Genomic DNA, 24,812 nt, shown 5'->3' with positions numbered 1-24,812 from the left:
CAGCCGCCGAGCACGATGCCGTAGATGCCGATCGAGCCGACCGCCAGCACGAACAGCACGGCCACCGGCATGTCGGTCAGCTGGAGCGGGGTCTGCCGGTCGCTCCACGGCAGCGTGACGACCGGGCCGAACGGGATCACCGAGAACGCCACGAACGCCGGGACCGTGGCGATCACCGGAGCGAGGATGAAGACGGCCTTGTCGGCGGCCGTTGGGATGATGTCCTCCTTCAGCGCCAGCTTCACGCCGTCCGCGAGGCTCTGGAGCAGACCGAACGGGCCGTTCACGTTGGGGCCGATGCGGTGCTGCATCCGGGCCACGACGCGGCGCTCGAACCAGATGTTGAACAGCGTCAGCAGCACCAGGATCACGAAGATCAGCAGCGCCTTGATCAGGATCAGCCACCAGGGGTCCTGGCCGAAGGCGCCCAGGCCGTTGGCCCCGGCGCTCGGGGAGAGATCGAGGACCGTCACTGCTCGGCTCCCTTCAGGCGTACGCCGGACCCGGGCGAGGCCAGGTCGGCGAGGATGCCGTTGCCGGTGGAGTTCGCGGGTACCCAGACCACGTCGTCGGCGAGGCCGTGGGCCACCTCGACCGGGAGCGTGACCGAGCCGCGGTCTCCCTCGAGCGTGACCATGGCGCCGAGCGCGGCGGCGGCACCCGGCGAGACGCGGCAGACCGGCGTACGACCGGTGGCGCGGAGGTACTTCTCGCCGTCCTGCATCGAGCCGTTGTCGAGCATCAGCTTCCAGCTGGCCAGCGCGACCTGGCCGTCCTGAAGGGCCGTCGCCGAGCCCGGAGCGGGGGTGTCGGGCAGCGTCGCGCGTTCGCCGTCCCACGGCCCCATCTCGACCATCCGGTCGTGTGCCTCGGCCGAAGTGCGGAAGCCGAGCGGTCGGCCCAGCTCCTCGGCGATGCCGGCGAGGACCCGGGCGTCGGGCAGGGCGTTCGGGTCGACGAAGACCGCGTCGAACTCGCGGGGCCGGCCCTCCCAGGTGACGAAGGTGCCGGGCTTGTCGGTCACCGGCGCCACCGGGAACACGACGTCGGCGGCGCGGGTCACGTCGGTCTCGCGCTGCTCGAGCGCGACCACGAAGCGGGCGGACTCCAGCGCCGTCCGGAACGCCGCGGGATCGGCCGTGTCGTCGGGATCGACGCCGCCGACGACCAGGCCGCCCAGCGCACCGGACGCGACGGCGGCGACGATCGCGTCTGCGTCCCGACCGGGCTGCTCGGGCAGGCCGGCCACGCCCCAGGCGGTGGCCGCGTCCACCCGGGCCGAAGGATCGGTGACCGGACGGCCACCGGGCAGCAGGTTCGGGAGGCAGCCGGTCTCGAGTGCACCGCGGTCGCCGGCCCGCCGCGGCACCCACGCCAGCTTGGCGCCGGAGGTGCGGGCCAGTCGGGCGACGGCGGTGAGCGCGCCGGGGACGGTCGCCATCCGCTCGCCGACCAGGATCACGCTGGCGCTGTCCAGCTCGACGCCCTCGTCGTGGGCCAGCCCCGAGACCACCTCGGCCTCGGTACCGGGCCTGGCCGCGATCAGCGTGCCGCCCATCTTGCTCAGCCCCTTGGTGGCGTACGGCGCGACCGACCAGACCCGTGTGCGGTGCTCGCGATTCGCCTTGCGCAGGCGCAGGAAGATCGTGCCCGCCTCGTCCTCGGGCTCGAGCCCGACGAGGACGACGGAGTTGGCGGCGTCGAGGTCGGCGTACGTCGCGCCCTGCCGGAGCACCACCTCGGCCGCCAGGAAGTCAGCCTCTTCCGCCGAGTGCGGTCGCGACCGGAAGTCCACGTCGTTGGTGCCCAGCGCGAGCCGCGCGAAGGTGCTGTACGCGTAGGCGTCCTCGGCGGTCACCCGGCCGCCTGGCAGGACACCGGTCGCACCGGCCTCGGCGAGGCCGCGCGCCGCGACTGCGAACGCCTCGGGCCACGACGCCGGCCGCAGCTCGCCTTCTTCACGGATCTGCGGGTAGCCGAGCCGGTCGTCGGTGCGCAGGTAGCCGAACGCGAAGCGGTCCTTGTCGGTGATCCACTCCTCGTTGACCTCGGGGTCGTTGCCGGACAGCCGACGCATCACCTGGCCGCGACGGTGGTCGACGCGGATCGCCGCGCCGCACGCGTCGTGCTCCGCGATCGACGGGGTCGAGACCAGGTCGAACGGGCGCGAGCGGAAGCGGTAGTCGGCGCTGGTCAGCGCGCCGACCGGGCAGATCTGGATGGTGTTGCCCGAGAAGTAGGACTCGAACGGCTCCTTCTCATAGATCCCGACCTGCTGGAGCGCGCCGCGCTCGAGCAGTGCGATGAACGGGTCGCCGGCGACCTGCTCGGAGAATCGCGTGCACCGGGCGCAGAGCACGCAGCGCTCACGGTCGAGCAGCACCTGGGCGGAGATGTTGATCGGCTTGGGGAACGTGCGCTTGACCCCGCCGGTCACGGCGAACCGCGACTCGCCACGGCCGTTGGACATCGCTTGGTTCTGAAGGGGGCACTCGCCGCCCTTGTCGCAGACCGGGCAATCCAGCGGGTGGTTGACCAGCAGGAACTCCATGATCCCCTGCTGCGCCTTGTCGGCGACCTCGCTGGTGGCCTGGGTGTTGACCACCATGCCCTCGGCGACCGGGATCGTGCAGGACGCCTGCGGCTTGGGCATGGGCCGGCCGTTGCCGGCGTCGGGTACGTCGACCAGGCACTGCCGGCAGGCGCCGACCGGCTCCAGGAGCGGGTGGTCGCAGAACCGCGGGATCTGGACGCCCACCTGCTCGGCCGCCCGGATGATCAGGGTGCCGGCGGGCACGCTGACCTGGACGCCGTCGATGGTCAGGGTGATCAGGTCAGGGTGCTCGACCTCGGAGATCGCCATCAGCGGGCTCCCTCGGACACGAAGAGGGTGGAGGCGACCGGGTCGAAGGGACATCCGCCGTTCGAGAGGTGCTGGAGGTACTCGTCCCGGAAGTACTGGATCGAGCTCGAGATCGGGCTCACCGCACCATCCGCGAGTGCGCAGAACGAGCGGCCGAGGATGTTGTCGCACTGGTCGAGCAGGACGTCGAGGTCCTCCTCGCGGCCGACGCCCTGCTCGAGGTTCGTCAGCATCTGCACGAGCCACCAGGTGCCCTCGCGGCACGGCGTGCACTTGCCACAGGACTCGTGCTTGTAGAACTCGGTCCACCGCAGCACGGCCCGGACCACGCACGTCGTCTCGTCGAAGATCTGGAGGGCCCGGGTGCCGAGCATCGAGCCGGCCGCGCCGACCGCCTCGAAGTCCAGCGGAACGTCGAGGTGCTCGGCGGTGAGGATCGGTGTGGACGAACCGCCCGGCGTCCAGAACTTCAGCTCGTGGCCGTGCCGGACCCCGCCCGCCAGGTCGATCAGCGTGCGCAGCGTGATGCCCAGCGGCGCCTCGTACTGCCCGGGCTTAGCGACGTGGCCGGACAGGCTGAAGATCCCGAAGCCCTTGGACTTCTCGGTGCCCATCGAGGCGAACCAGTCGGCGCCGTTGCCGATGATGCTCGGCACCGACGCGATCGACTCGACGTTGTTGATGACCGTCGGGCTCGCGTAGAGACCGGCCACGGCCGGGAACGGCGGTCGCAGCCGCGGCTGTCCGCGTCGGCCCTCCAGACCCTCGAGCAGCGCGGTCTCCTCACCGCAGATGTAGGCACCCGCGCCCGCGTGCACAACGACGTCGAGGTCGTAGCCGGACCCGTGGATGTTCGTCCCGAGGTGACCCGCGGCGTACGCCTCGGCGACCGCAGCCTGCACCCGCCGGATGACGTGGACGACCTCGCCGCGGACGTAGATGAACGCGGTGTTCGCGCGGATCGCGAAGCTGCTGATGATCACACCCTCCACGAGCGTGTGCGGCGACGCCATCATCAGCGGGATGTCCTTGCAGGTGCCCGGCTCGGACTCGTCGGCGTTGACCACGAGGTACTTCGGGTTCGGGTTGTCCTGCGGGATGAAGCCCCACTTCATCCCGGTCGGGAAGCCGGCGCCACCACGGCCGCGCAGCCCGGAGTCCTTGACCGCGGTGATGATGTCGTCGGGCGCCATCGACAACGCGTTGCGCAGGGCGCGGTACCCGCCGTTGCGCTCGTACGTCGCGAGCTTCCAGCTCTGCTCGTCGGCCCAGTCGGAGGTGAGGACCGGGGTGAGCGTGTCAACCATCCTGGTGGCCCTCCTCGTGTGTGGTGTCCTGGCCGGGCGCGGTCCAGCCCTGCTCGCGGGCGATCTCGAGGCCAACCAGGGACGGAGGACCGGCAGCCGGACCCTCGTCCACCAGATCGTCCGGGAAGCCGGCGAGCACTCGTTCGACCTCGCGCCAGGTCGCGACCCGCGGTCCACGCGTCGACCGGACCTCCGCGCCCTCCCGGAGGTCGTCGACCAGTTGCGTGGCCGACTCGGGAGTCATGTTGTCCATGAACTCCCAGTTGACCATCATCACGGGGGCGTAGTCGCAAGCGGCGTTGCACTCGACGTGCTCGAGGGTGATCTTCCCGTCGTCGGTCGTCTCGTCGTTGCCGACGTCCAGGTGCTCCTTGAGCCGCTCGAAGATCGCGTCGCCACCCATCACGGCGCACAGCGTGTTGGTGCAGACCCCGACGTGGTACTCGCCGACCGGACGACGCTTGTACATCGTGTAGAAGGTCGCCACCCCGCTGACGTCGGCCGCGCTGATGTCGAGGATGTCGGCGCACGCCTCGATGCCCTCCGGCGTGATGCGACCCTCCGCGGCCTGCACGAGATGGAGCATCGGCAGCAGGCCGGAGCGCGGCTGCGGGTAGCGCGCTGCGATCTCCCTCAGCTCGGCGTATGTCGTGTCGCTGAGCCCGGTTGCTTCCTGGGTCACCGGTCGACCCCTCCCATCACCGGGTCGATGCTGGCGATCGCGACGATCACGTCGGCGACCATGCCGCCCTCGGACATCACGCTGGTGGCCTGGAGGTTGGTGAACGACGGGTCGCGGAAGTGCGCGCGGAACGGACGCGTGCCTCCGTCGGAGACGACGTGGGCGCCGAGCTCGCCGCGCGGCGACTCGATCGGCACGTACGCCTGGCCGGGCGGAACGCGGAAGCCCTCGGTGACCAGCTTGAAGTGGTGGATCAGGGCCTCCATCGACTCACCCATGATGTGGCGGATGTGGTCGAGGCTGTTGCCCATGCCGTCGCTGCCGATCGCGAGCTGGCTGGGCCAGGCGATCTTCTTGTCGGCGACCATCACGGGCGCACCGTCGAGGTTGGCCAGCCGGTCGGCCGCCTGCTCGACGATCTTCAGCGACTCCCACATCTCCGCCAGCCGGATCCGGAAACGTCCGTAGGAGTCACTGGTGTCCCAGGTCTGGACGTCGAAGTCGTAGGTCTCGTAGCCGCTGTAGGGCTGAGTCTTGCGGAGGTCCCACGGGTAGCCGGTCGACCGTAGGACCGGGCCGGTCAGACCGAGCGCCAGACACCCGGCGAGGTCGAGGTGACCGACCCCCTCGAGGCGGCCCCTGAAGATCGGGTTGGCGTTGCAGAGGTCGGCGTACTCCGGCAGGCGCTTCTTCATCAGCGCGACGAAGCTGCGGATCTCGTCGAGCGCGCCGGGCGGGAGGTCCTGCGAGACGCCACCGGGCCGGATGAACGCGTGGTTCATCCGCAGCCCGGTGATCAGCTCGAAGAGGTCGAGCACGAGCTCGCGCTCGCGGAACCCGATCGTCATCACGGTCAGGGCGCCGATCTCCATGCCGCCGGTAGCGATGCAGACCAGGTGGGAGGAGATCCGGTTGAGCTCCATGAGGAGGACCCGCATGACCTGGGCCTTCTCCGGGATGTCTTCCTCGATCCCGAGCAGCTTCTCGACACCGAGCACGTAGGTCATCTCGTTGAAGAACGGCGCGAGGTAGTCCATCCGGGTGCAGAACGTGACGCCCTGCACCCAGGAGCGGTACTCCATGTTCTTCTCGATGCCGGTGTGGAGGTAGCCGATGCCGCAGCGGGCCTCGGTCACCGTCTCGCCCTCGAGCTCGAGGATCAGCCGGAGCACGCCGTGGGTCGACGGGTGCTGCGGGCCCATGTTGACCACGATGCGCTCCTCGACGTCGTCGAGGCCCTGCGTGATGGAGTCCCAGTCCTGGCCGGTGACGGTGAAGACCTTGCCCTCGGCGGTGTCGGCGGTGCCGGCGTACAGGTCTTGTGTCGTCATGCCTCATCTCCACGAGACGTCGGGGTCCCCGGGGCGTTGTTCGACGGGGAAGCGGCGCGGCGGAGGAGAAGAACGTCGTGGGGTGACATCAGGAATAGCTCCTTCGCTCGTCGGGCGGTGGGATCGTCCCGCCCTTGTACTCGACCGGGATGCCGCCGAGCGGGTAGTCCTTGCGCTGCGGATGGCCGGGCCAGTCGTCCGGCATCAGGATCCGCGTCAGGGCCGGGTGGCCGTCGAACACGATGCCGTACATGTCGAAGGTCTCGCGCTCGTGCCAGTCGTTGGTGGGGTAGATGCTGACGATGCTCGGGACGTGGGGGTCGGCGTCGGGGACGCTGACCTCGAGCCGCACGCGGCGGTTGTAGGTCATCGACAGCAGGTGGTAGACGGCGTGCAGCTCGCGCCCGGTGTCGCCGGGGTAGTGGACGCCGCTCACGCCGGAGCAGAGCTCGAAGCGCAGCGCGTCGTCGTCGCGGAACATCTGTGCGACGAACGGCAGGTCGTCACGCCGGATGTGGAACGTGATCTCGTCGCGGTCGATGACGACCTTCTCGACGGCGGCCATCAGTCCGGTGGAGCTCAGCCGTGCCTCCAGTGCGTCGGCGACCTCGTCGTACCAGCCGCCGTAGGGGCGCTGGTTGGCGCCGGGGAAGATCGTCTGCTTGACCAGACCGCCGTACCCACTGGTGTCGCCGGACCCGGAAACGCCGAACATGCCGTGGCGGGTGCCCATGCTCTCGACCGAGCCGGGCTGGGCCGGGACGTTGCTCTGCTCCGTGTGGTCGTCGGGGCTCACCGCATCAGGCCCTTCATCTGCGAGGTCGGGGCGGCGGCGAGGGCGGCGGTCTCGTGCTCAACCTCGGCCTTGCGGGCGTTCGGGCCGAGCGGCTTGTGCTGCACCTGGTCGTGGAGCTTGAGGATCGCGTCGATCAGCATCTCCGGACGCGGCGGGCAGCCGGGCAGGTACATGTCGACGGGGACGACGTGGTCGACGCCTTGTACGACGGCGTAGTTGTTGAACATCCCGCCGCTGCTGGCGCAGACACCCATCGCGAGCACCCACTTCGGGTCGGGCATCTGGTCGTAGATCTGGCGCAGCACCGGGGCCATCTTCTGGCTGACCCGGCCCGCCACGATCATCAGGTCGGCCTGGCGGGGGCTGGCCCGGAACACCTCCATGCCGAAGCGCCCGAGGTCGTACTTCGGGCCACCGGTGGTCATCATCTCGATGGCACAGCAGGCCAGACCGAAGGTGGCGGGCCAGAAGCTGGCCTTGCGCATGTAGCCCGCGACGCCCTCGACGGTGGTCAGCAGGACGCCGCTCGGAAGCTTCTCTTCCAGACCCATGGAACAGCTACCTCAGTCCCAGTCCAAGCCGCCGCGTCGCCAGACGTAGGCGAAGGCGACGAAGACGGTGGCGATGAACAGCACCATCTCGACGAGCCCGAAGGCCTTCAGTGCGTCGAACTGCACGGCCCAGGGATAGAGGAAGACGATCTCGATGTCGAAGATGATGAACATCATCGCGACGATGAAGTACTTGATCGGGAAGCGGCCGCCGCCGACCGGCTGCGGTGTGGGCTCGATGCCGCACTCGTAGGAATCGAGCTTCGCGCGGTTGTAGCGCCGGGGCCCGACCCCGGCCGACATGATCACCGAGAGGATCGCGAAAGCCGCCGCGATCGCCGCCAGTACCAGGACGGGCGTGTAGAGCTCCATCCAGATTTCCTTCCCTGCTGCGGTGTCCGTCCGTGACCCACGTCACCGAGATTGTGACTTTGTGAACGCCTTCACGAACCGGCCGTCGGCCAGTCTAGGACTCCACCATCGGGCGTGCATCTCCGGGTCCGTGGACCGGCAAACGGCCTCTCACCTGGGCATTTAACGAACTCCGATGTGCCCTAAATGCCGTACCTGCCACCCTGCTCAGGGTCGTACGACGAGCCGGATGCCGCCAGCGACGGAGCCGGCCGTGTCGAAGATCTTCGCCGGACCGGTCGCGGTCGTCGGCGGGATCCTGACGGCCACCGTGAACGCCGAGCTCGCGCCGTGAGGATGCACGGTGGCCAGGGGACCGATCCGGTACTTCGACTGAAGCACGAGCTGCAACCTGGGGATCGTCCGCCCCGTGCCGGCTCCACCGGCCGCACAGTCGTCGGTGAAGTGGATCCCGCGCAGGCGCAGGGTCTGTCCGGGATGGACCGTCAGGGGACCACGCTTCCCGGCGTGCCCGACGACGGTCAGCTTCGGCGGCGTACAGCCGCGCTCAGGACCGTCATCGCTCAAGGACGGTCGATGGACCTTGCATCCGCTCGCCGAGACGAGCAGCAGGCACACCAGGCCGAACCAGCCGACTCTCTTCATGCCGCTCCCTCATGCCGTTGCCCGATGCAGCGCGACGATGCCGCCGGTGAGGTTACGCCACTGCGGACGCCGCCACCCGGTTTCTCCGATCATGTCGGCGAGGGCCGGCTGGTCGGGCCAGGCCCGGATCGACTCGGCCAGGTAGACGTAGGCGTCGGGGCTCGAGGAGACCGCGCGCGCGATGGGTGGGAGCGCGCGCATGAGGTACTCGACGTACAGGGTCCGGAACGGCGCCCACGTCGGGTGGCTGAACTCGCAGACGACGAGCCGACCCCCGGGCCGGGTGACGCGCCGCAGCTCGCGAAGCCCGGCCAGCGGGTCGACGATGTTGCGCAGCCCGAACGAGATGGTGACCGCATCGAAGACGCCGTCGGCGAAGGGCAGCCGGGTGCCGTCCCCGGCCGTGAACGGTAGGTACGGCTTGTGCTGCTTGCCCACTCGGAGCATGCCGAGCGAGAAGTCGCAGGGCACGACGGTCGCGCCGGCGTCGGCGAACGGCTGGCTGGAGGTGCCGGTGCCAGCGGCGAGGTCGAGGACCAGCTCGCCAGGCTCGGGCGCGACGGAGTCGAACACGTCCTTGCGCCAGCGCCGGTCCTGGCCGAGGGACAGCACGTCGTTGGTGACGTCGTACCGCTCGGCGACCGTGTCGAACATCCGGCGTACGTCGCTCGGCTGCTTGTCCAGGTCTGCGCGGGCCACGGCACGAGAGTAGGGCTCGGTTCTGTCCGCACCCTGTGCCGGTCCGATGAGAGCACGTCCGACGACGCGTGGCGACTGCAACCAAATGCCGGGTTTTCGCGTCTTCAGGATCGACACTGAGGCGTCCTCGCCACGCCTCGCCCGACCGCCGAGCCGTGGACTTCCCCGGAGGAGAACAATGAAGGTCCTCAAGATCCTGCTGACGCTGGTGCTCGTCATCGGCGTGCTCGGCGGCGCGGCGTACGCCGGAGGTCGGCTCCTGAAGGACCACGACCAACGCTCCGTGGCGTCGTCGGGCAACCTGCCCGGCGGACCCTCCTCCACGACGCCGCCCTCCTCCACGACATCGCCGACGTCACCGACGTCGCCGAGCTCCCCCAGCTCCCCGAGCTCGTCACCGACCCACCACGTGCAGGCGGACGCCGACGTGCTGAAGCCCGGATCGAAGGGCACCCAGGTCCGCGAGCTGCAGCAGCGGTTGTTCCAGCTGGCGTGGCTCCCCGAGACCACCACCGGGGACTACGACGCGACCACCGCCGCCGCGGTCAAGGGCTTCCAGGGCAAGCACAGCCTCCACCGCACGGGGGTTCTCGACGCGAAGACCTGGAAGCAGCTCCGGGCGATGACGACCACGCCCACCCACGACGCGATGTTCAACGTGCTCCACGCGGGCAAGCCCCTCTTCCAGTCCGGCGACAACGGCCACGACGTACGTGCGATCCAGGCGCGCCTGCGCCAGATCGCGTGGTACTTCGGCGACGTCACCGGCACCTACGACTCGCAGACCCTCACCGCGGTCAACGGCTTCCAGGCGAAGCGGGCCATCCCGGTCACCGGTGCCGTCGACCAGCGCACTCTTGACCGGCTGGACGCGATGACGACAACCCCGACCTCGGCCGAGCTCCGGAACGAGCTGCCCTCCCCCGGCAAGCTGGACCCGCGCTGCCTCACCGGTCGCGTGATGTGCATCGACAAGACCACGCGGACGCTGCGGTGGGTGATCGACGGCCACGTGCAGCAGACGCTCGACGCCCGGTTCGGCTCGACGCTCAACGACACCCCGACCCGCGAGGGCTTGTTCCACGTCTATCTCAAGGACGCCGACCATGTGTCGCGCATGTACGGTTCGTCGATGCCGTTCTCGATGTTCTTCTCGGGCGGCCAGGCGGTGCACTACTCCTCGGACTTCGCGACCGTCGGTTACAACGGCGCCTCACACGGGTGCGTGAACATCCGTGACTACGACGGGGTCAAATGGCTGTTCTCGCAGGTGCAGGTCGGGGACAAGGTCGTCGTCTACTGGTCGTGACCTTGGCGACAGCAGTTCCCGTCGACGCGTGGCTGAGGTCGGCCGCCCGGTACGCTTCCCGACTGTGACGAGCCCCGCGGCCACCCCCGCGTCGCCCGGTCTGTCGGTCCGGACGACCGAGATCGACGACGACGACCCCCTCCTCACCATGCTCCCCGCAGACGACGCCGTGACCTGGCTCCGCCGCGACGAGGGACTGGTCGGTTGGGGCGTCGCCGCGCAGATCCGGCCCCGCGGCATCACGCGCTTCTCCGACGCCGACAAGTGGTGGACCGAGACGGTCGCTCGCGCCGACATCCGGGACGACGTCAGCGAACCCGGCTCGGGGCTGGTCTGCTTCGGGTCCTTCGCGTTCGCCGACGACCCCGGGGAGTCAGTGCTGACGGTTCCGCGGGTGGTGGTCGGCCGCCGAGGCGGCCGCACCTGGCTCACCGTCGTCGACGGCGCGTCGTACGCCGCGCCGAGGGGGGCGGCCGAGGCGCCGGAGGACGTCGTCTTCAGCGACGGCGCGATGGACGGCGAGCACTGGATGGCGGTCGTGGCCGAGGCAGTCGGCCGGATCACGGCCGGCGCGCTCGGCAAGGTCGTGCTCGCCCGCGACCTGGTCGCCACCGCCGCCGGCAAGATCGACGTCCGCTGGCCGCTCAACCGCCTCGCCACGAGCTACCCGATGTGCTGGACGTTCCACGTCGACGGCCTCTTCGGTGCGACCCCGGAGATGCTCGTGCGCCGCGAGCGCGGCCTCGTGACCTCGCGCGTGCTGGCCGGAACCATCCGGCGTACCGGCGACGACGAGCGCGACCTCGCCCAGGCCGCCACCCTCGCCCGGTCGAGCAAGGACCACGAGGAGCACGAGTACGCCGTACGCTCCGTCGCCGACGCGCTCGAGCCGCATTGCTCGTCGATGATCGTCCCCGAGACGCCGTTCGTGCTGCACCTCCCCAACGTCATGCACCTCGCATCCGACGTGGCCGGCGTCGTCCACGACGCGAGCACGGTGTCGTCGCTCCAGCTGGCCGCGTCGTTGCACCCGTCCGCGGCCGTCGGTGGCACGCCGACGACCGAGGCGGTCGCCCTGATCGCGGAGATCGAGGGCATGGACCGCGGCCGGTATGCCGGCCCGGTCGGATGGATGGACACCAGCGGCGACGGCGAGTGGGGCATCGCCCTGCGGTCGGCCGAGATCGCCGACAACACCGTGCGCCTGTTCGCCGGGTGCGGCATCGTCGCGGACTCCGACCCGGAGGCCGAGCTCGCCGAGTCGCAGGCCAAGCTCGTGCCGGTGCGCGACTCACTCGGCGCCGACTGACGTCGGTCTCCGCGACTACCGTGCCGGGCATGGACGAGTTCCCGTGGCTGATGCACACCGCGATCGACACCACCGACTGTCGCGGGCTTGCTGAGTTCTACCGCGACCTGCTCGGGTTGCAGTACCGCCCGGGCGACGAGCCACCTGTCGACGGGCTCGACGACGCGGACTGGCTGGTGCTCGTCGACTCCGAGGGCCGTCGGAAGCTCGCCTTCCAGCAGGTCGACCGGCTCGAGCCGACGACCTGGCCCGAGCACGACGTACCGATGCAGATGCACCTCGACTTCTCGGTGTCCAGCGCCTACGAGCTGGCTCGCCAGCGTGACCGAGCGCTGGCGCTCGGCGCACGCATCCTGCTGGACCGCACCGACGAGGAGGACGAGGCGCTCTACGTGCTCGCCGACCCGTCGGGACATCCGTTCTGCCTGCTCGTCCGCTAGGCCCTGGGCGTCAGTCGAGATCGGCGCCGTCGGGGAGGCGGAGGTACGTCGAGGTCTCCGGCAGGAGCAGGCCGTAGTGGCCATCGACGATCTTCAGCCCTGCCTCGGAATAGATCCGGTCGTGGATCGCGACGTTGCGCGGGGCCCCGACAGCTCGGGCGAAGTCGACACCCTCGGCCGCGCGCATCCACGGCGCACAGACCGGCACGCAGAGCACGTCGACGCGCTGCTCCGGGACGGTCAGTGCGTCACCCGGGTGGTAGACCGTCGTACCGCCGAGGTCGAACAGGTAGCCGGAGTTGAAGAAGCGCGGTAGGTCCGGGTGGATCACGGCGTGCAGCTCGCCGACCGACTCCGCCGGGATGCCGGGGTCGAAGGACTCACCCGGCGCCACCACCGTCACCCGCTCGCTGATCGCGGGTGCGTCGTCGCGGATCTTCGCAGCCACCGCCGCGATCGTGAACACCGGCGCGTCGGTGCGAGAGAGGTGATCGGGCAGGTAGTGGTCGGGATGCTCGTGGGTGATCACCACCGCGTCCGCCCCGTCGACCGCCTCCGGATCGGTGAACATCCCCGGGTCGAGGACGACCACCTTCCCGTCGTGCTCGAGCCGGACGCAGGAATGGCCGAACTTCGTGATCCGCATGTCCTCAGCCTAGGCACGTCGGGCGACTGTCATTTCGGCGCGATCGCGCGGTTATGACACCCGAAGAGCGCTCTGGGATGTCATTCCAGCGCGATCGCGCTGTTACGACACTCCGCCACCCCACCTTCGAGGACCTCGCTCAGGCGGTGGCGTGGTGGATGTAGCACCAGCGCCAGTCCTCGGCGGGCTCGGCGGACTCGATCACCGGGTGCTGGTACTCGTGGAAGTGGGCGGTGGCGTGGCGGCGGGGTGAAGAGTCGCAGCAGCCGATGTTCCCGCACTCGAGGCACTGGCGGAGCGCGACCCACGCCGTACCTTCGCGGAGGCAGTCACCGCACTCCGGTTCCGCGACCGTCTCGATCGCCGGGAAGGAGTCGAGGTCCGCGCACGAGACGCCGGTACGACGCTGCGCCGCCGTCACCCGGATCTCCTCGCGACTGTCCTGGCTGATGTCCAGCATCGACTCCTCGACGTCGAGCATGGCCAACACGTCGCTGACCACCTCGCTGGCGACGGTCCCGGACTTGCGGATGTCGAGCACCCGCTGCCGCTCGGCGGCGATCATCTCCAGCCGTACCCGGGTGTACAGCTCGCTGGGGGCCTCCTGGTCGGCGACGGTGCCGAGCCGCTCCCACGCCGCGAAGTTGCGCTGCTCGATGCGCTGCTTGAGGAGCGCGAAGACGCCGTGGCGGTCGTCGTACTCCAGCTCGTGCAGCTTCTTGAAGCCCGCCTTGGACGCCTGCTGCAGCACGGTCGCGCGGGCCAGCGCGTCCTCGAGCGGGTCCGGTGCGGGGACGCGCAGCCGACGCGCCAGCCAGGGCAGCGAGAGGCCCTGGATGAACAAGGTGCCGGCCACGACGGTGAACGCGATCAGCAGCAACACCTCGCGGTACGGCGCGTCGGCCGGGATCACGAACGCCGCGGCCAGCGTCACGACGCCGCGCATCCCGGCCCAGCCGAGAAGGAACGTGAACGACGCCGGCGGCACCTGGCCGGTGATCGGGTCGGGACCGGGTCGGACCAGCAGGTAGCGGGCGAAGAACACCCAGACGAGCCGGAGCACGACGCAGGCGAGGAGCGTCAGCCCGCAGACCAGGACGACCCGGCCGGCGGGGGTCCCGCCGTCGCGGACGCCCTGGAGGATCCACCGCGCCTGCAGACCGATCAGCAGGAACACGGTGTTCTCCAGGAAGAACGCGATGGTCCGCCAGTTGATGCGCTCGGCGATGCGCGACTGCGCGGTCTGGATGACCGGCGCCTTGTGGCCCAGGAGCAGCCCGGCGACCACCACGCTGACGACGCCGGAGGAGTGCACCTCCTCCGAGATGATGTACGTCGCGAAGGGCACCACGAACGAGATCGCGGTGTCGAGGATCGGGTCGGTGACGTGGCGACGCATCGGGGCGATCAGGAGGAACACGGCGAACCCGATCGCCGCGCCGCCGATGGAGGCGACCAGGAAGTCCGTGCCCACGCTCCACGTCTCGACCCCTCCGGCACCGGCCGCGATCGCCGTCCGCAGGGCGACGAGTGCGGTGGCGTCGTTCAGGAGCGACTCCCCCTCGAGGATCGTCACGATGCGGCGTGGCAGGCCGATGCGTCGCCCGATCGCGGTCGCCGCGACAGCGTCGGGAGGCGCGACGACGGCGCCGATGGCGAGCGCGGCCCACCAGTCGATGCCGGGGAGGAGGGCGTGGACGAGCACGCCGACGCCCACAGTGGTGAAGATGACCAGGCCGACGCTGAGCAGCAGGATCGGCCGGCGGTTGGCGTTGAAGTCGACCAGCGAGGTCTGGATGGCTGCGGCGTACAACAGGGGCGGCAGCAGACCGAGCAGTACGACGTCCGCGCTGAGGTGGACGGTCGGGACACCGGGCACGTACGACGCCACGACACCGACGACGATCAGCCCGAGCGGCGCGGGGAAGCGAACGCGCTCGGCGAGCGCCGTCCCCGCGAGCACGACGATCGCCAGCGTCACCAGCTCGAACGCGATCTCCACGCGGACATTCTTGCCATGCGCCGACGGCGGCGCGGATCACGCCCGGTCCGCGACCCACCTCATCGGGTCGCCCCAGCCCAGCTCGTCGTGGCCGAGGCGGCTGAACGCGAGGACAACGACCGTCCGGCGGTACGCCGCGAAGGTCAGCACGTGGGCGATCATCCCGCCGTACGTGAACACCTCCGCGCGCTCACAGAGGGCGTCGACGAACGTGTCCTCGATCCTCCCCTGGTCACAGACCTCGCGCACGTGGGCGAGGTAGCGCGGGCCTTCGATGCCAAGGCGACGTCGCATCGAGCTGATCGACTCGTGGTCCTCGGCGCTCCAGTCGTAGTCGCGGGTCGCCATCGCGGCGTTCCACATGCCCATCTGGCCGACGAGCCGGCTGAGCAGCGAGCGGATCGTCTGGCCCTCGTCGTCGTCCTCGACCACGACGGTCTCGTCGAGCTGGTCGTCGGTGAGGTGACCGGCGACCCGGACCATCTCGCCGGTCAGCCAGACGTGGTGCGCGACCATCTTCTCGAGCAGGTCGGGCCCGCGGACGACGTCGCGCGAGGGCAGGCGGATGCTGGCCGGAGGCACGAAGTGCACGCCGTTCGCCTCTCCGATCTGGATGTGGCCCGGCTTCTTGCGCCACTCGCGCGGGGCCACGTCGTACGCCTTGGTGAACGCGCGGGTGAACGCCTCGTGCGAGGAGTAGCCGGCCTCGACGGCGATGTCGAGGAGCGGCGCCCGCGTGGTGATCATCCGGTACGCCGCGCGCTCGAGCAGGATGCGGCGACGCAGCGCCTGCGGCGGTTCGCCGGCGACGGACTTGATCATCCGGTCGAAGTGGTAGCGCGAGAAGTGGTGGCGGGCGGCCCAGTCCTCGCCGGTCGCCTCGTGGTCGTCGAGCGCAGCGGCGAGCCCGTCGACGAACTCGGCGAAGGTGTCGGCGGCGACGGTCATGAGGACATGGTGCCCCGCGGCGAGGGCGGTGTCTTGACCGTCCTTGCGCCGGCTCGGTCAAGGAACGGGGACGGTCGTGGTCGTGTCCGGCGCCCGGGCCGCCGCGAGCAGCTGGGCGGCGGTGTGGAGGTCGCCGGCGAACACTGCCCCGCGCGCCAGACCTGGGAGCGTGAGCGTGCCGTCGTCCGCGATCACCCCGATCAGGTTGTCGTTCATGAGTGGTCGCCAGGGTGTGCTGTCGAAGTCGGTGGCGTCCCGGTGGAGCACCACCGCGATCCGGCCGAGTCCGGCCATGCCCGCGGCGAACCGGTCGGGGTCGGCGAGCGATGGCACCAGTACCCGGAAGCTGATGGGGCCGTCGCCCGGCGTGATGGCTCCCGTGCCGTCGGCGACCGTCATCGTGACGACCACCGTTCGGGTGTCGGCCGCCATGTCGTCGAAGTCGACGACGGTGTAGTTGTCATCGTCGCGCCAGGTCACACCGATGCCCTTCCTGACCCCGGTGACGGTGCCGAGGGCGAGGGCGTCCGAGTAGGAGGCGACCTCTCCGGTGTCACCCAGCGCGTAGCGGTGGTTCGGCAGGGAGTCCTCGAGGGTGGGCGCAGCTCCGCCGACCTCGCCGTTGTTGTGCCGCAGCCGATCCAGCGCGTACGCCGGGTCGCCGGCAGCGATCGCGCGCGCCGCGTCGTCGGTCGCGCCGTCGGTTGCGTGGTCGCTCGCTTGGGAGGAGCAGCCGGTGAACATCCCGACGCCGACCAGCAGCGCGGCCACGCCGGCACGAGCGTCCATACCGCGATGATGACGGCCGGGTCGCCGTCGCGGAATCGTCGTGGCTGAGTCGTGACCGACTAGTGCGCCTCGGCGAGGGCGCGGATCCGGGCGTCGAGGTCGCGCCTGTTGTCGCGGCGTACGACGGCCTCGACGACCTCGATCCCGCCGTTGGGAGTCGTCAGGGCCTGCTCGAGCTCGACGCGACTCGTGACCTTCAGGTGCGGGGTACGGGTCGCGGCACAGAGGCTGGCGATGTCGACGCCATGGGGCGTGCCGAAGAGGCGGTCATAGCACTCGGCGTACTCCTCGGCACCCTGCTCGAGGGTGGCGAAGATCGAGCCGCCGTCGTCATTGGTGACGACGATCGTGAGGTCCGGCCGCGGCTCGTCGGGGCCGAGGACGAGTCCGTTGCTGTCGTGGAGGAACGTCACGTCGCCGACGAGGGCGAGGCTGCGGTCGGACCGGCGGCCGAGGGCGGCGCCGACGGCGGTCGAGACGACGCCGTCGATGCCGGAGAGACCGCGGTTGGCGATCACCTTGCGGCGGCCGCCCACCTCGTAGCGCGGCACCATCAGGTCGAGGTCGCGGATCGGGTTGGACGCGCCGACGACAAGGAGCCCTTCGCGCGGAAGGGCCAGCGCGACCGCACCGGCGACGTCGTACGCCGTGAGGTCGGGCTCGGCGGCGAGCAGCGCGTCCAGTGCTCGGCCGAGACGGGCGTCGGCCTCGCGCCAGCGGTCGAACCACGTCGTGTCGGCGCCCTCGGCCACGGAGAGCCGGCGGAAGTCGTGGTCGACGGCGAACGGTCGCTGGGTCCAGGTCCCCCACCCGGAGGGCCCGCTCCAGACCTCGACGTCGTCGCGGGCCAGCAACCGGGAGACCGGCCGCGACAGCGTCGGATGCCCGTAGACGACGACCCGTTCGATCTCGGTGCCGAGGTCGGCGTCGAGGAGGAGACGGTAGGTCCGTATCGCATGGGTGCCGGTGCGCGAGCCGCTGGAGGGCTCGGCGAGCAGCGGCCAGCTCGCGCGCTCGGCCAGCTGTCGAGCGGGCGGTCCTGCGTCGTCACCGGCCACCACGACCGTCCGCGGCCCGAGCGGGATCACCACCTCCTGGTGCGCGTCGTTCTCGAAGCGTCGCCACCCCGGTCGTTCCTCCCGCTCCGTGGCCGCGGGCATGTCGGTCCACCGGTCCTCCGGCACCAGCGGATCGTCCAGCCGGAGGTTGAGGTGGAGGGGTAGTCCCTGACGAAACGGTTCCGATATCGCCTTGAGAAGGACGGTTTCGTCAGGGACTAGCCCGGAAATGTCCACGGTGGGGAGGAGGTGGCCGAAGATCCCGACCTGGTCGGTGGTCTGGTTGGCGCCGGTGCCGCGGAGGCGCGCGGGGCGGTCGGCGGTGACGGCCACGAGGGGCACACCGGCATGGGTGGCCTCGAGCATCGCGGGGTGGAGGTTGGCGACGGCGGTCCCCGACGTGCAGATCACGGCGGCTCGCGAGCCGACCTTGGTCAGTCCGAGAGCGAGGAAGCCGGCGGTTCTCTCGTCGATGCGGGTGTGCAGCCGGACCACACCCGTCTCGGCCGCGTCGTACGCCGCGAAGGCCAGGGGTGCGTTCCGCGACCCCGGCGCGAGGACGATCTCGCGCACCCCGGCCTCGACCAGGCGGCTGATCACCGCCCGCGCGAGGGCGGTCGACTCGTTCACGAGTCACGATCCTGTCGGACCGCCCGCACGGCGGCGAGGCGCTCCTCCCACCACGCCGCCCGGTCCGGCGACGCGGCGACGGCGTCCAGGAGCGAGGGGACGACGGTGGGTACGCCGACGGCCAGCGCGCCGTTCACCGGCACCAGCTCCGGCGTCGCGACGTCGGCGATCAACAGCGCCCGGGTCGCGAGCCCGCACGCGTGCTCGAGTGAGGGCAGTGCGGCCGCCAGGGCGACCCCCGCCGCCAGCCCGAGCGAGGTCTCGAGCGCGGACGAGACGACCACCGGCATCCCGATGTCCTCGGCAATCCTCAGACAGGCCCGCACCCCACCGAGCGGCTGGACCTTGAGCACCGCGATGTCGGCCGCCCGCAGATCACGCACGCGGTACGGGTCCTCCGCCCGGCGGATCGACTCGTCCGCCGCGATCGGAACGGCGACCCGACGGCGTACCGCGGCGAGGTCCTCGACCGACGCGCAGGGCTGCTCGACGTACTCGAGGCCGCCCGCGGCCCGGTCGAGCGCGGCGATCGTGGCCACCGCGGTGGCGACGTCCCACGCGCCGTTGGCGTCGACGCGGACCTTCCCGGTCGACCCGAGCGCGTCACGCACGGCCTCGACCCGGGCCAGATCGTCGGCCGGCTCGGTGCCGGGGTCGGCCACCTTCACCTTGGCCGTGGCGCAACCCGACCGAAGCACGAGCTCGTGGGCCGCCGCGGGCGAGACGACCGGGACCGTGGCGTTGACCGGCACGAGGTCGCGCACGGGCGCGGGCCAGTCGCCGGCCGCGGCCTCCTCCGCACATCGCAGCCACGGCTCCGCGACCTCGGGGGAGTACTCGGTGAACGGGCTCCACTCGCCCCACCCCGACTCCCCCTCGATCAGGGCGCCCTCGCGCACTGCGATGCCGCGGAAGCGGGTCGTCATCGGGATCGAGAACACCCTCATCGGGCGGCCCTCGCCAGCTCGCGAACGGCGAGCCGGTCCACCTTGCCGTTGGCGAGCATCGGCAGCTCCGGTACGACGACCACCTCGCGCGGCGCCCAGGCGCGCGGATGCTTCTCCCCGACCCATTCGCGTGCCTCAGCCAGCGCGAGATCACCGACGACGACGGCGACCACTCGGTGGCCCCACTCGGCATCGGTCAGCCCCACGACCTCGGCCGCCTTCACCTGGGGGTGCTCGCGCAGCCGTGCGGCGACGGCGGCGGCGGGCACATTGACCCCGCCGCTGACCACCATGTCGTCGTGCCGACCGAGCACCTGGAGCCGCCCGTCCTGGTCCAGCCGCCCGGTGTCCGACGTGTGGAACCACCCGCCGACCAGCACCTCGTCGGTCGCCGCCGGATCGTCGAGGTACCCGTCGAACAGGGTCGGCCCCGCCAGCCTCACCCGCCCGTCGGTGGCCAGCGCGAGGCCGACGCCGTCCAGCGGCAGTCCGTCGTACACGCAGCCACCACACGTCTCTGCCATCCCGTACGTCGCGACCAGCCGGATGCCGACACTCCGCGCGCGGTCCTTGAGGTCCGTGTCGACCGGTCCTCCGCCGACCAGTACGGCGCCGAAGGCCGCGAGCGAGTGGGCATCATCGGGGTCGCTCAGCCAACGGTGGAGCTGGGTCGGCACCAAAGAGAGGTACCCGCCGACGACCGAGGCGTCCCGGGGTGAACGCTCGCCCAGGGGGACCGGCCGATGGCCGGCGAGCAACGACCGCACCATCACGTTCAGCCCGGCGACGTACGACGACGGCAGCGCGAGCAGCCACGGCCCCGACCCGCCGAGCCGTGCGGCCGACGCGGCGGCCGACGCGAGGACCGCGGCGCGGGACAGCACGACCTGCTTCGGGGCGCCCGAAGAGCCAGAGGTGGCGACGATCGCCGGTCCGGGATCCTGGTCGGCAAGCCACGCCTCCACGGCGTCGATGTCACGGTCGACGACACCGCCCAGCCGCAGACCCATGCGACGAACGCTAGGGCACGACTGCTTGAATCCCGCCATGCCCTCCACCTCTGACTGGGTCGCCGGCGCTCGTCCCCGCACGCTGCCCGCCGCGATCTCGCCCGTGATGGCCGGGACCGCCGTCGCGGTGTACGACGACGGTGCGGTGTGGTGGAAGGCGCTCCTCGCCCTCGTGGTCGCGCTGGCCCTTCAGGTCGGCGTAAACTACGCCAACGACTACTCCGACGGCATCCGCGGCACCGACGCCGACCGGGTCGGTCCGATGCGCCTCGTCGGCTCGGGTACGGCGTCGCCCGGTGCCGTGAAGCGCGCGGCGTTCCTGGCGTTCGGGGTGGCGGCCGTCGCCGGCCTCGTGCTCGCCGCGACGACCGCCTGGTGGCTGGTGGTCGTCGGCGCGCTGTGCGTGCTGGCCGCGTGGTTCTACACCGGCGGCTCGAAGCCCTACGGGTACCTGGGTCTGGGCGAGGTCATGGTCTTCGTGTTCTTCGGCCTGGTCGCGGTGGTCGGCACGACGTACGTCCAGACGCAGGAGTGGCAGGCCGCCGCGTGGTACGCCGCGGTCGGCATCGGCGCGATCGCCTGCGCGATCCTGGTCGCCAACAACCTCCGCGACATCCCCACCGACCGCGGCGCCGGCAAGATCACCCTCGCCGTCCGGCTCGGAGACGGGCGCACGCGACTCTTCTACGTGCTGCTGATGCTGCTCGCCCTGGTCGCCCTGATCGGCGTCGCACTCACCACCAGCTGGTGGGCCCTGCTCGCCCTGGTGTACGCCGTTCCGTCGCTCAAGGCGTCGCGCGTCGTCCGGTCCGGCGCCGGAGGCCCGGGGCTGATCCCGGTGCTCCAGCTGACCGGCGTCGCGGAGCTGCTCTACGGGCTCGGTCTGCTGGTCGGCCTCGCTGTCGCCACCTGACCGGCCGCACCACCGGCCGCGCCGAGCCCACCTCAGCAGCGGTGCACCACGTGGGAGGCAAACCAGAGGCCACAACCGTTGCCGGACCGCTGGGCTGCCACAGCTCGACCCGATTGCCGGGCCGCCGCCCACCGGCCGTCTAGGCTGGTCACATGTTCTGGTTGATCCTGCTGGTGATCGTGGTGGCCGGGTTCGTGGCGTGGAAGATGCGGGTGCCGCTGCTGGCCAAGATCCTCGGTCAGTCCGAGTCGCGCATCAACCGCCAGATCAACCGTCGCAAGTAGCCGTAGCCGGCCGCGGTCCAGGTGACCGTCAGTCGACGTCCTCCTTGGCCTTCAGCTCCTCGAACTTCTCCGTCGCGCGACGGGCGCGTTCGTCGACGTGCCGGGCCAGGGCGGTGCGCTGGTTGCCGAGCAGGAAGTACGACGCCAGGCCGCTGACGGCCAGGGAGAGGATCAGGATCCACATCACGCTGGCCGAGTCCGAGACGGCGAGCCAGACGCCGCCGATCACGACCACCGAGGCGGCGAAGAAGATCAGCCGCAGGCCGGTGTAGATCCAGAACTCCTTCACACCCACAGGTTAGTCAGCCCGTCGAGGACGGCCAGAATTGGCAAGTCGCGCCCACGGACGACCAGCGCCGTCCTAGTCTGGTGCCGTGTGGAGGTTCGTACTGCTGCTGGTCGTTGTCGCGGTGGGCTCCTACTACGCCGCACGGTTCCTGCTGGAGGGCTTCCCTCGGCGACCTCATCGGGACGACGACGAGTATGTCCGACCGGTGGGCCCCGATGACGACGACGAGTTCCTGGCCCAGATCTCCCGGCGGGACAAGGGTCCCGACGACCCGAGCTGAGCCTGCAGCGTCATCCGTCCTGAGGTAGGTGGGCGACGAGGCTGCTCGCCGGAGCGCCACTCGCATAGGAGTGTTGGCTCGTCGTCGAGAAGTAGTTGATCCCGATGAAGTTGAACCACAGCGTGGCCACGCCGACCAGCGCCAGGATGGCGGCGTTCCGGCCGCGCCAACCGGCGGTCGCGCGTGCGTGCAGGTAGGCGGCGTACACCACCCAGGTGATGAAGGCGCACACCTCCTTGGGGTCCCAGTTCCAGTACGACGACCAGGCCTCGTGCGCCCAGATCGGTCCGGTGATCAGCACCGCGAAGGTCCAGACGGGGAACGCGAACGCGTGGATCCGGTAGGAGACGCGGTCGAGGGTCGTCAGCGCGGGGAGCCGGGCGATGTACCCCTTGTCGGGGACGCGTCCGCGCTTCTCGGCGCGCGCCCGCACGAGGTACAGCGCCGAGGTGATACCGCCGAGGGTGAACGCGCCGGTGGCGATCATCGCGGACATCACGTGGATCACCAGCCAGTACGACCGCAGGGCTTCGGTCAGCGGCTCGACCGGGGCGTAGAGCCACAGCACGGAGATCATCAGGAGCACCAGCACGAGACCGGTGACGATCGGCCCCATCCAGGCCAGGCCGAAGCGCTTGCGCAGCAGGAGGTAGCCGGCGACCACGACGAATGATCCCGAGATCGTGAACTCGTACATGTTGCCCCAGGGCACCCGCTGCGCCGCCTCCGCCCGAGCGAAGAGCCCCACGAAGTGGGCGACCGCGGCGATCACGGTGAGCATCAGCGCGAGGTTGCCGAACATCGCGATCCGGAACCGGATCGACTCCTCCGGCCCGGCCGTGGCCCCTGACGGGACATCCTCGACCGGCGGCGCACCGGCGGTGGCCCGAGCGGGTACGGCCACGCGCGCGGCCGCCTGCACCGGTACGGTGCGCAGCGCGCTCCACTCCACCAGGTGAGCCACCAGCGCCAGGAAGTACACGACACCCGCCGCTGCGATCGCCTGGTTGCTGAGGTGCTCCCACGTGCCCGTGCCGATGCCCAGGTCGACGCTCATGCGTGTGTTCCCTCCTCGGCCTGCAACGAGTCCACCACCGACGAGAGTACGGGTGCCAGGTCACCGCCACCCGACCGGTCCAGGGCGGCCACCTCGACCAGCGTCGTCCCGTCGCGACGACGAGCGCGCACCCAGACGCGCCGGGGTCGGATGAACAGCGAGCCCAGCAGGCCCACGAGCGCCAGGACGACACCGAGCAACGTGAGCCACACGTCCGGGGTACGGCTGATCTGGAGCCGGGTCCAGTGCTTGACGCCGTGGAACGTGACCGAGCCGGCGCCATCGGGCAGCTGCACGGTCTCGTGCGGCTGGATGTCGACGCGGAACACCTTCCCGTTCGGCTTCTTCAGCTGTCGCATGTTCGCCTTGTCCATCGCGTAGACCGACTGCGGCACCCCGGTGTTCAGGCCGAGGTCGCCGACGTACGCGAGCATCGACAGGGTGGGGTTCTTGTCGTCGCCCATCACGTTGATCGGCTGGCCCCGGACCAGCGCGAAGGTCGGGTAGAACAACCCCTCGAGCCCGATGTCCTGGCCTGCCCGGAGGCCGGCCGCCTTGACGACGCCGAACGACTCGAAGTTGGAGCTCTCGGGGAGGAAGACCGTCGGGCCGTCGTAGAGCTTGTGGCCCTGGGCGTCGCGGACGGTGATCACCGGGGCGTAGCCGTGGCCGATCAGGAAGATCTGGGTACCGCCGATCGTGAGCGGATGGTTGACCCGCAGGTCGTAGCTCTGCTGCGCCGACCATGACGACTCGTCGCCCTGGCAGGAGTTGCGGTAGGTCAACGGCGCCTGGAAGCCGCGGGCCAGGCCCTGCCGCGGACCGCTCTGGATCCACTGCACCTTGAAGTCGTGCACGGTGAAGCAGAACGGCTCCATCTTGTCGGCGTCGAAGAGCGAGCCCGGGTCGAAGTCGTCGTACTGCGTCAGGGTGTTGGAGAAGCCGTTGCCGACGATCAGGATGACGCCGCCCTTGTACCCGAACAGGCTGCCGATGCCGAAGCCGACGAGGACGACGAGTACCGACAGGTGGAAGAGCAGGTTGCCGGCCTCACGCAGCTGCCCGCGCTCGGCGGAGACCCATCCTCCTTCCGCGGGCGGGCCCCAGCCCTGGTCGGTCGAGCTCGTCGAGATCCGGTTGCCGGGGGACAGGCGCCGCGCGGCACGCTCCAGGACGACCGCCGGCTCCTCGTCGGTGGTGTACGACGCGTGGTCCGGCAGGCGGGTCAGGTTGCGTGGCGCGACGGGTGGCTGCTTGCGATAGCCGCGCCAGTAGACGAACAACCGCGGCACGATGCAGCCGACCAGCGAGACCATCAGCAGCAGGTAGATCGCGGCGAACCACGGTGAGTGGTAGACGCTGAACAGGCTGAGCTTCTCGTAGATCGGCGTCAGGTGCGGGTGAGCCGCCTGCCAGTTCTGCGTCTTCAGCGCGTCGACGCCGCTCTGCGGGATGACCGAGCCGGGGATCGCGCCGAGGGCGAGGAGGAGCAACAGGACCAGCGCGGTCCGCATCGAGGTCAGCTGACGCCACGTCCAGCGCAGGAACTCCCACGCGGTCAGCTCCCCGGCACGCCGGTGGTGGTCGCGGTCGCCGCTCGGCTGCCAGCTCCCCGTCTCCTCGGGCTGGTCCGTCCGGAGGTCGCTCATCCGAGG

26 protein-coding genes are annotated in these 24,812 nt (G+C 70.3%); 6 read left to right on the top strand and 20 right to left on the bottom strand.

The genetic code is table 11. The features are described 5' to 3' along the window. The 10 genes from VGJ24_RS16475 to VGJ24_RS16430 form a co-directional block, all read right to left on the bottom strand. The coding region (locus VGJ24_RS16475; protein WP_331501724.1) for a complex I subunit 1/NuoH family protein at positions 1–473 on the bottom strand (473 nt) is incomplete at its 3' end. Then, entirely contained in the window at positions 470–2,863 is a 2,394-nt protein-coding gene (locus VGJ24_RS16470; protein ID WP_331501723.1) for an NADH-quinone oxidoreductase subunit G, read from the bottom strand. The genes VGJ24_RS16475 and VGJ24_RS16470, both read right to left, overlap by 4 nt. Continuing rightward, on the bottom strand, positions 2,863–4,170 hold the full coding sequence (gene nuoF, locus VGJ24_RS16465; protein ID WP_331501722.1) for an NADH-quinone oxidoreductase subunit NuoF: 1,308 nt from the start codon (positions 4,168–4,170) through the stop codon (positions 2,863–2,865). The genes VGJ24_RS16470 and nuoF overlap by 1 nt, the downstream gene beginning before the upstream one ends. Further along, a complete protein-coding gene (gene nuoE, locus VGJ24_RS16460) occupies positions 4,163–4,852 on the bottom strand; it encodes an NADH-quinone oxidoreductase subunit NuoE (RefSeq protein ID WP_331501721.1) in 690 nt (229 codons plus the stop codon). The genes nuoF and nuoE overlap by 8 nt, the downstream gene beginning before the upstream one ends. After that, complete coding sequence (locus tag VGJ24_RS16455) at positions 4,849–6,183, bottom strand: NADH-quinone oxidoreductase subunit D (RefSeq protein ID WP_331501720.1); 1,335 nt, start codon at positions 6,181–6,183, stop codon at positions 4,849–4,851. The genes nuoE and VGJ24_RS16455 overlap by 4 nt, the downstream gene beginning before the upstream one ends. A gap of 88 nt (positions 6,184–6,271) precedes the next feature. Next, complete coding sequence (locus tag VGJ24_RS16450; RefSeq protein WP_331501719.1) at positions 6,272–6,979, bottom strand: NADH-quinone oxidoreductase subunit C; 708 nt, start codon at positions 6,977–6,979, stop codon at positions 6,272–6,274. After that, positions 6,976–7,530, bottom strand: coding sequence for an NADH-quinone oxidoreductase subunit B family protein (locus tag VGJ24_RS16445; protein ID WP_331501718.1), 555 nt, complete (start codon positions 7,528–7,530; stop codon positions 6,976–6,978). The genes VGJ24_RS16450 and VGJ24_RS16445 overlap by 4 nt, the downstream gene beginning before the upstream one ends. Before the next feature lie 12 nt (positions 7,531–7,542). Continuing rightward, entirely contained in the window at positions 7,543–7,902 is a 360-nt protein-coding gene (locus VGJ24_RS16440; RefSeq protein ID WP_331501717.1) for an NADH-quinone oxidoreductase subunit A, read from the bottom strand. Between the two features lie 207 nt (positions 7,903–8,109). Continuing rightward, the gene (locus VGJ24_RS16435; RefSeq protein ID WP_331501716.1) at positions 8,110–8,547 is read right to left on the bottom strand and encodes a hypothetical protein; all 438 of its coding nucleotides are present in this window, start codon (positions 8,545–8,547) and stop codon (positions 8,110–8,112) included. Between the two features lie 9 nt (positions 8,548–8,556). Continuing rightward, a complete protein-coding gene (locus VGJ24_RS16430; protein ID WP_331501715.1) occupies positions 8,557–9,246 on the bottom strand; it encodes a demethylmenaquinone methyltransferase in 690 nt (229 codons plus the stop codon). A gap of 178 nt (positions 9,247–9,424) precedes the next feature. Here VGJ24_RS16430 and VGJ24_RS16425 point away from each other — a divergent pair, with 178 nt between their 5' ends. The 3 genes from VGJ24_RS16425 to VGJ24_RS16415 all read left to right on the top strand — a co-directional run bounded on the left by VGJ24_RS16425 (position 9,425) and on the right by VGJ24_RS16415 (position 12,304). Then, positions 9,425–10,555, top strand: coding sequence for a L,D-transpeptidase family protein (locus VGJ24_RS16425; protein WP_331501714.1), 1,131 nt, complete (start codon positions 9,425–9,427; stop codon positions 10,553–10,555). 64 nt (positions 10,556–10,619) lie between these two features. Beyond that, entirely contained in the window at positions 10,620–11,864 is a 1,245-nt protein-coding gene (locus tag VGJ24_RS16420; protein ID WP_331501713.1) for an isochorismate synthase, read from the top strand. 29 nt (positions 11,865–11,893) lie between these two features. Continuing rightward, a complete protein-coding gene (locus VGJ24_RS16415) occupies positions 11,894–12,304 on the top strand; it encodes a VOC family protein (RefSeq protein WP_331501712.1) in 411 nt (136 codons plus the stop codon). Between the two features lie 10 nt (positions 12,305–12,314). On the opposite strand, the gene VGJ24_RS16410 is transcribed toward VGJ24_RS16415, so the two are convergent. The 7 genes from VGJ24_RS16410 to VGJ24_RS16380 form a co-directional block, all read right to left on the bottom strand. Next, positions 12,315–12,950: an MBL fold metallo-hydrolase gene (locus tag VGJ24_RS16410; RefSeq protein ID WP_331501711.1), complete on the bottom strand. Its 636-nt coding sequence runs from the start codon at positions 12,948–12,950 to the stop codon at positions 12,315–12,317. Positions 12,951–13,089: 139 nt separating this feature from the next. Next, positions 13,090–14,952 carry a Na+/H+ antiporter gene (locus VGJ24_RS16405; RefSeq protein WP_331501710.1) on the bottom strand — a complete coding sequence of 621 codons (1,863 nt, stop codon included), beginning with the start codon at positions 14,950–14,952 and terminating at the stop codon, positions 13,090–13,092. Positions 14,953–14,988: 36 nt separating this feature from the next. Next, positions 14,989–15,900 carry an AraC family transcriptional regulator gene (locus VGJ24_RS16400; protein ID WP_331501709.1) on the bottom strand — a complete coding sequence of 304 codons (912 nt, stop codon included), beginning with the start codon at positions 15,898–15,900 and terminating at the stop codon, positions 14,989–14,991. 57 nt (positions 15,901–15,957) lie between these two features. Then, positions 15,958–16,689: a hypothetical protein gene (locus VGJ24_RS16395; protein ID WP_331501708.1), complete on the bottom strand. Its 732-nt coding sequence runs from the start codon at positions 16,687–16,689 to the stop codon at positions 15,958–15,960. Positions 16,690–16,748: 59 nt separating this feature from the next. Continuing rightward, on the bottom strand, positions 16,749–18,377 hold the full coding sequence (gene menD, locus VGJ24_RS16390) for a 2-succinyl-5-enolpyruvyl-6-hydroxy-3-cyclohexene-1-carboxylic-acid synthase (protein WP_331501707.1): 1,629 nt from the start codon (positions 18,375–18,377) through the stop codon (positions 16,749–16,751). Next, positions 18,374–19,324: an o-succinylbenzoate synthase gene (locus VGJ24_RS16385; protein WP_331501706.1), complete on the bottom strand. Its 951-nt coding sequence runs from the start codon at positions 19,322–19,324 to the stop codon at positions 18,374–18,376. Before VGJ24_RS16385 ends, menD begins: the two co-directional genes overlap by 4 nt. After that, positions 19,321–20,334, bottom strand: a complete 1,014-nt coding sequence (locus tag VGJ24_RS16380) for an AMP-binding protein (RefSeq protein WP_331501705.1) — start codon at positions 20,332–20,334, stop codon at positions 19,321–19,323. Before VGJ24_RS16380 ends, VGJ24_RS16385 begins: the two co-directional genes overlap by 4 nt. Positions 20,335–20,371: 37 nt before the next feature. Here VGJ24_RS16380 and VGJ24_RS16375 point away from each other — a divergent pair, with 37 nt between their 5' ends. Together VGJ24_RS16375 and VGJ24_RS16370 are read left to right on the top strand one after the other, a co-directional pair. After that, entirely contained in the window at positions 20,372–21,247 is an 876-nt protein-coding gene (locus tag VGJ24_RS16375; RefSeq protein WP_331501704.1) for a 1,4-dihydroxy-2-naphthoate polyprenyltransferase, read from the top strand. A 152-nt stretch (positions 21,248–21,399) separates the two neighbouring features. Beyond that, positions 21,400–21,531 (top strand): hypothetical protein, encoded by a 132-nt coding sequence (locus VGJ24_RS16370; RefSeq protein WP_331501703.1) that lies wholly within the window; start codon positions 21,400–21,402, stop codon positions 21,529–21,531. Between the two features lie 28 nt (positions 21,532–21,559). On the opposite strand, the gene VGJ24_RS16365 is transcribed toward VGJ24_RS16370, so the two are convergent. Beyond that, positions 21,560–21,820 (bottom strand): DUF4229 domain-containing protein, encoded by a 261-nt coding sequence (locus tag VGJ24_RS16365; protein ID WP_331501702.1) that lies wholly within the window; start codon positions 21,818–21,820, stop codon positions 21,560–21,562. Between the two features lie 85 nt (positions 21,821–21,905). Between VGJ24_RS16365 and VGJ24_RS16360 the strand changes: the two genes are divergently transcribed. Next, positions 21,906–22,100, top strand: coding sequence for a hypothetical protein (locus tag VGJ24_RS16360; protein ID WP_331501701.1), 195 nt, complete (start codon positions 21,906–21,908; stop codon positions 22,098–22,100). 10 nt (positions 22,101–22,110) lie between these two features. Here the strand turns inward: VGJ24_RS16360 and ccsB are convergent, their stop codons facing one another. Beyond that, on the bottom strand, positions 22,111–23,157 hold the full coding sequence (gene ccsB / locus VGJ24_RS16355; protein ID WP_331501700.1) for a c-type cytochrome biogenesis protein CcsB: 1,047 nt from the start codon (positions 23,155–23,157) through the stop codon (positions 22,111–22,113). Further along, a complete protein-coding gene (gene resB, locus VGJ24_RS16350) occupies positions 23,154–24,806 on the bottom strand; it encodes a cytochrome c biogenesis protein ResB (RefSeq protein ID WP_331501699.1) in 1,653 nt (550 codons plus the stop codon). The genes ccsB and resB overlap by 4 nt, the downstream gene beginning before the upstream one ends. Between the last annotated feature and the right edge of the window lie 6 nt (positions 24,807–24,812).

This window comes from Nocardioides sp. (assembly GCF_036493135.1).
Classification (GTDB): Bacteria; Actinomycetota; Actinomycetes; order Propionibacteriales; family Nocardioidaceae; genus Nocardioides.
The sequence above is the reverse complement of the archived record's forward strand: the minus strand, read 5'-3'. Positions and strand labels throughout refer to the sequence as shown.